At 78.3% G+C, this 6,997-nt stretch carries 1 protein-coding gene; it reads left to right on the forward strand.

The features are described from left to right. Nucleotides 1-6,997: SDR family NAD(P)-dependent oxidoreductase (locus AB0K00_RS57340; RefSeq protein WP_363540079.1), on the forward strand; the 6,997-nt coding region annotated here is incomplete at both ends.

The following is a 6,997-nucleotide window of genomic DNA, read 5'->3' on the forward strand; positions in this document are numbered from 1 at the left end:
CCCTGGCCCAACCACCACCGCCCCCGCCGCGCCGCCATCTCCTCCTTCGGCATCAGCGGCACCAACGCCCACCTCATCCTCGAACAAGCACCCGAGCAGCCAACCGCACCGGCGCTCGCCCCTGACGTCCCGCTGCTGCTGTCCGGCGCGACCGCCGACGCCCTCGCCCGGCAGGCCGCCCGCCTGCTGGAGTTCACCGCCTCGGCCGCCGGCGGCGACGGTGCCGGCGACGGTGCCGACCCGGCCGCGCTCGCGGCGGCGCTCGCCACCACCCGCACCCACCACGCCCACCGGGCCGCGATCCTCAGCGCCGACCCGGACGACGTGCGCACCGCCCTCACCGCCCTCGCCGAGGGCCGCCCGGACCCGGCCGTCGTCACCGGCGTCGCCGCACCCAACCCCCGGCCCGTGTTCGTCTTCCCCGGCCAGGGCGCCCAGTGGACCGGGATGGCCCGCGAACTGCTCGACGGCTCAGCCGTGTTCCGGGACACGATCGGGGCCTGCGCCGCTGCCCTCGACCCGCACACCGGCTGGTCGCTGCTCGACGCGTTACGCGGCGGGCAGGGCGCGCCGGACCTCGACCGGGTCGATGTCGTCCAGCCGGTCCTGTTCGCCGTCATGGTGTCCCTCGCCGAGGTGTGGCGGGCCGCGGGCGTGACCCCGTCCGCCGTCATCGGGCACAGCCAGGGCGAGATCGCCGCCGCCTACGTGGCCGGCGCGCTGAGCCTCGACGACGCCGCCCGCGTCGTCGCCCTGCGCAGCCGCGCCCTGTCGGCGCTCGCCGGCCGCGGCGGGATGCTCTCCGTGCAGCTGCCCGCCGCCGAGCTCGCCACCCGCCTCGCCCCCTACGGTGACCGCGTCGCCGTCGCCGTCGTCAACAGCCCCCGCTCCGCCGTCGTCGCCGGCGACCTCGACGCCCTCGACGAGCTGCTCGCCGGGTGCCGCGCCGAGGACGTGCGGGCCCGCCGGGTCGAGGTCGACTACGCGTCGCACTCCCCGCAGGTCGACGCCGTCCGCGACGACCTGGCCCGGCTGCTCGACGGCGTCACCCCGGTCCCCGCCGCGGTCCCGATGACGTCGACCGTCACCGGCGAGCCGCTCACCGGCACCGAGCTCGACGCCGGCTACTGGTTCGCGAACCTGCGGCAGCCGGTACGCTTCGCCGACGCCACCGCCCGTCTGCTCGCCGACGGCCACCGTGTGTTCCTGGAGATGAGCCCGCACCCGGTGCTCACCACCGCCGTCGAGGAGACCGCCGAGGCCGCCGACGCCGCGGAGACCGTCGCGACCGGCACGCTGCGCCGCGGCGAGGGCGGCCCGGAGCGCCTCGGCCGCTCCCTCGCCCGCGCCCACGTGTGCGGGGTGCCGGTCGACTGGGCCGCCACCGGCCTCGTCACTCCCGGCCGCCCGGTGCGGCTGCCCAGCTACGCGTTCGCCACCGAACGGTTCTGGCTGGACGAGGAGGACCGCGCCACCGCGCCTGCCGACGCCGAGTTCTGGCGTGCCGTCGACGCGGCGGACCCCGCCTCCCTGCGGGCCCTCGGCCTCGACGGCCTCGACGGCCTCGAGGCGGACCTGCCCGCACTGTCCCGCTGGCACCGCGACCGTACCCTGCACTCCACAGTGGACGGCTGGTCCTACGAGGTGGCGTGGCGCCCCGTGCCGCCGCCCGCACCGGTCCGCGGCGGGTCGTGGCTGATCGTCCACCCCGCCGGCACGCCGGCCGTTGCCGCCGCCGCGATCGGGGCCGCCCTGACCCGCGTGGGCGCGACCGTCCGGACCGCGACGCCCGCCGACACCCTGGACGCCGGCGACTGGACCGGGGTGTTGTCGCTGCTCGCCCTGGATGACCGCGCCGATGCGCAGCCCGGCCTGGCCGGCACCCTTGACCTGCTGCGCACCCTCGGCACCCTCGGGTCGCCGGCGCCGTTGTGGTGCGCGACCAGCGGCGCCGTCTCCGTCGACGCCACCGACCCCCTCACCGCCCCCGTCCAGGCGCAGCTGTGGGGCCTCGGCCGGGTCGCCGCCCTCGAACACCCGGACCGCTGGGGCGGCCTCGTCGACCTCCCCGAGACCCTCGACGACACCGCCGCCGACCGGCTCGTGGCCGTGCTCACCGGCGGCGGCACCGAGGACCAGGTCGCGGTGCGGGCGACCGGGACCTACGCGCGCCGCCTCGTGCCCGCTCCCGCGGTGACCGGCGGCGCCGCCGTAGGGACGTGGCCGCCCGCCGGGACGCTGCTGATCACCGGCGGCACCGGGTCCGTCGGCGCGCACATCGCCCGCGACGTGGCCCGCGCCCGGCCCGGCGCCAGCCTGCTGCTCACCAGCCGCCGCGGCGCCGACGCGCCCGGCGCCGCGGAACTCGCCGCCGAACTGCGCGACCTCGGCGCGACCGTCACCATCGCCGCCTGCGAGGCTTCCGACCGCACCGCTCTGGCCGCCCTCGCCGCCGACGCCGAGGCCCGCGGCGAGCCGGTCCGCGCCGTCTGCCACGCCGCCGGCGCCGGGACGACCGTTGCGCTCGCCGACGCCGGAGCCGCCGACCTGGCCGCCGGCCTGCACGCCAAGGTCGCCGGCGCGCTCGCCCTCGACGACGTGTTCGGCGACGCCGACGCGTTCGTGCTCATCTCCTCCGGCGCCGGCGTGTGGGGCGCCGCCGGGCAGGGTCCGTACGCCGCCGCCAACGCCTTCCTCGACGCGTTCGCCGAGCACCGCCGCGCCCGAGGCCGGGCCGCGACCGCGGTCGCCTGGGGGCTGTGGGACGGGGCCGGGATGGCGGCCGGCGACGCCGACGGGATGCGCCGCCGCGGCCTGATCCCGATGCCGCCGGCGACCGCCGCCGCGGCGCTGCGCTACCTGGTGCCGTCCGGGCGGGCCGGCACCGTCGTCGCCGACCTCGACTGGCCCCGGTTCGCGGCCGGCTTCGCCGCCGTGCGCCCCACCCCGCTGTTCGCCGAGATCCCCGCCGCCGCGACCGAGGCACCCACCCCGGCCGCGGACCGGCCCGCGCCGTTCGTCGCACGACTGGCCGGGCTCGCGCCCGACGAGGCCCGCCGCGAGCTGCGTGACCTCGTCCGCGCCCAGGCCGCCGCCGCCCTCGGCCACACCGCCGCCGACGCGGTGCCGCCGGGGCGGGCGCTGCGGGAGCTCGGGCTGGACTCGCTCAGCGCCGTCGACCTGCGCAACCGGCTCGCCGCGGCCACCGGGCTGCGGCTGGCCACCACCCTCGTCTTCGACCACCCGACCCCGGACCGCATCGCCGCTCACCTGTACGACCGCCTCACCGCCCCCGCCACCGCAGCGGCCGCCACCGCCCCGGCCGCCGCGCCCACCGCGACGGCCACGGTGGCGGGGGCAGCGGACGAGCCGATCGCGATCGTCGGCATGAGCTGCCGCTACCCGGGCGGCGCCGACGATCCGGACGCACTGTGGCAGATCGTCGCCACCGGTACCGACGCCATCACCGCCTTCCCGTCCGACCGTGGCTGGGACCTCGACCGGCTCGTCGACGGCGGCGCCAGCCACACCGCCTCCGGCGGCTTCCTGAGCGACCCGGCCGGCTTCGACGCCGAGTTCTTCGGCCTCAGCCCGCGCGAGGCGACCACGACCGACCCGCAGCAGCGGCTCGTCCTGGAAGGCGCGTGGGAGGCGATCGAGCGGGCCGGGATCGACCCCGCCGCGCTGCATGGCGGCGACACCGGCGTGTTCGTCGGCGTCGTCAGCCACGACTACGCCGACCTGCTGCGCGACAGCGGCGAGGACAGCGAGGGACACTGGGTCACCGGCGTGTCGGCGTCCGTCATCTCCGGTCGCGTCGCGTACGCGCTCGGCCTCACCGGCCCGGCCGTCACCGTCGACACCGCCTGCTCCTCGTCGCTCGTCGCGCTGCACCTCGCCGCGCAGGCGCTGCGCTCCGGCGAGTGCGGCCTGGCCCTCGCCGGCGGGGTCACGGTGATGGCGACGCCGACACCGTTCGTCGAGTTCAGCCGGCAGGGCGGGCTCGCCGCCGACGGCCGGTGCAAGCCGTTCTCCGCCGGCGCCGACGGCACCGGCTGGGGCGAGGGCATGGGCATGCTCCTGCTGGAGCGGCTGTCCGACGCCCGGCGCAACGGCCACCCGGTCCTCGCCGTCGTCCGCGGCTGCGCGGTCAACCAGGACGGCGCCAGCAACGGCCTGTCCGCACCGAGCGGGGAGGCGCAGGAACGGGTCATCCGGGCCGCGCTGCGCGGCGCCGGCCTCGACCCGGCCGACGTCGACGCCGTCGAGGCCCACGGCACCGGCACCGTCCTCGGCGACCCCATCGAGGCGACCGCGCTGCTGGCCACCTACGGGCAGGGCCGCCCCGCCGACCGGCCGTGCCGGATCGGCTCGGTCAAGTCGAACATCGGCCACACGCAGGGTGCCGCCGGCGTCGCCGGGATCATCAAGATGGTGCAGGCGCTGCGGCACGCGGTGCTGCCGGCGTCGCTGCACGCGGCCGAGCCCACCCCGCACGTCGACTGGTCGGCCGGTGCCGTCGAGGTCCTCACCGGCGCCCTGCCGTGGCCGGGTGGACGCCCCCGCCGCGCGGCGGTGTCGGCGTTCGGGATCAGCGGCACGAACGCCCACGTCATCCTGGAGGAGGCGCCGCCCACCCCGGCGCCGGCCGCGCGGTCCACAGTGGACCTGCCGTTGCCGTTCCCACTGGCCGGTCGCACGCCCGCCGCGCTGCGGGCACAGGCGGCCCGGCTCCTCGTACACCTCGACGCCGAACCCGGCATCGACCTCGCCGACCTGGCCCACTCGCTCGCCACCACCCGGACCGCGCTCGCCCACCGGGGCACCGTCGTCGCCGCCTCCCGCGACCGGCTGCGCCACGGGCTGACCGCGCTCGCCGCCGGCACCGACGCCGCCGGGCTGTTCCGCGGGCACGCCCGTGCCGACGGCGCGGTCGCCTGGATGTTCACCGGCCAGGGCAGCCAGCGGCACGGCATGGGCCAGGAGCTGTACGACCGGCTGCCCGTCTTCGCCGCCGCGTTCGACGCCGCCCGCGCCCACCTCGACGAGCACTCGGACACGCCGTTGCTGGAGGTGCTGACCGGCGCCGACCCGGACGCGATCCACCGCACCGGCGCGGCCCAGCCCGCCCTGTTCGCCTTCCAGGTGGCGTTGTACCGCCAGCTCACCGCGTGGGGGCTGACGCCCGCCTACCTTCTCGGGCACTCCGTCGGGGAGATCGCCGCCACGCACTGCGCCGGCGTGCTCGACCTCGCCGACGCGTGCCGCCTCGTCGCCGCCCGCGGCCGCCTCATGCAGGCGCTGCCGGCCGGCGGCGCGATGCTCGCCGTGGACGCCGCCGAGGACGAGGTGACGGCGGCGCTCACCGGCCGGGTCGACGTCGCCGCCGTCAACGGCCCGCGCGCCGTCGTCGTCTCCGGCGACGAGGACGCGGTCGACGCCCTGGCGGCCCGGTGGCGCGCGGAAGGCCGCCGCACCCGCCGCCTGCGGGTCAGCCACGCGTTCCACTCGGCCCGCATGGACGCCATGCTCGCCGGGTTCCGGGCCGTCGCGGAGTCCCTCACCTGGCACGCCCCGACCGTCCCGGTCGTCTCCAACGTCACCGGCGCCCCGATGCCCGACATCGCTACCCCCGGCTACTGGGTCCGGCACGTGCGTGCCACCGTCCGCTTCGCCGACGGCGTGGGCTGGCTCGCGGCCCGCGGCGTCGAGACGTTCGTCGAGCTCGGCCCCGACAGCGTCCTGGCCGGCATGGCCCGCGACTGCCTTGACCCCGACGACGGCACCGGCGCCCCGGCCTCCCGCGCCGGCCGTACGGCGCCGGTCGTCGTGCCGCTGCAACGCCGCGGGCGGCCCGAACTGGCGGCGCTGCTCGGCGCGCTCGCGGAACTGCACGGGCACGGGGTGTCGCCGGACTGGGCCGCCCTCGCCGGCCTGCACGGCGGGCGGGTGACCGGGCTGCCCACATACGCGTTCCAGCACCGCCGGTTCTGGCCCCGGCCGGCCGCGGAGCCGACGGCAGCCGCAGCCGGGCCGCTCGGGCTGCAGGCGGTCGAGCACCCGATGCTCGGCGCGGCCGTGCCGCTCGCCGGGACCGGCGCCTGGGTCTTCACCGGGCGGCTGTCGGCGCAGGCCCAGCCGTGGCTCGCGGACCACGTCGTCGCCGGGGTCGTCATCGTGCCCGGCACGGCCCTGCTCGAGCTCGCCGCCGAGGCGGCGCGGCGGGCCGGCGCGGACGAGGTCGAGGAGCTCGCGTTCCGCACGCCGGTCCGGCTGCGCGGCGCCGCCGGCGTCCAGGTCCAGGTCGCCGTCGGGGCCCCCGACGCGGCCGGCAGGCGGACGCTGAGCATCCACTCGCGACCCGAGGACGCTGGTGTGGCCTCCGCGTGGGAGTGCAACGCCACCGGCCTGGCCGCGAACGCCCGCGCCGGCTCGGCGGGACACGCAAACGCCGACGCGGCCGCACACGCCAGCGATGGCGCGGCTGCAAACGCAGACGCTGGGACCGATCCGGATCTCACCCTGTGGCCGCCGACCGGCGCCCAGCCCGTCGACGTCGACGGGCTCTACGACCGGCTGCACGGCCGCGGCTACCACTTCGGCCCCGCGTTCCGCAGCCTGCGCGCGGCCTGGCGGCGCGGCGCGGAGCTGTACACCGAGATCGACCTGCCGGCCGCGCACCGCCCCGGGACCGCCGGCTACGGCATCCACCCGGCGCTGCTGGACGCCGCCGCCCACCTGAGCCTCGAGGGCTACGCCGAACGCGCCGAGGCCGCCGGCCAGGTGCCGATCCTGTTCGCCATCAACGGTGTCCGCCTGCACCGGCCCGGCCCCGGGGCGCTGCGGGTGCGCCTCGTGCCGGCCGCCGACGAACCCGACGGCATGGCCCTGACCGTCGCCGACGCCACCGGCCGGCCGGTCGCCCGGATCGCGTCGATGCTGGTCCGCGGCGTCGCCCCCGACCACCTCGACCCGGCCGCGCGCGGCACCCAGCTGC

The sequence above is a fragment of the Dactylosporangium sp. NPDC049525 genome, from assembly GCF_040676755.1.
Classification (GTDB): Bacteria; Actinomycetota; Actinomycetes; order Mycobacteriales; family Micromonosporaceae; genus Dactylosporangium.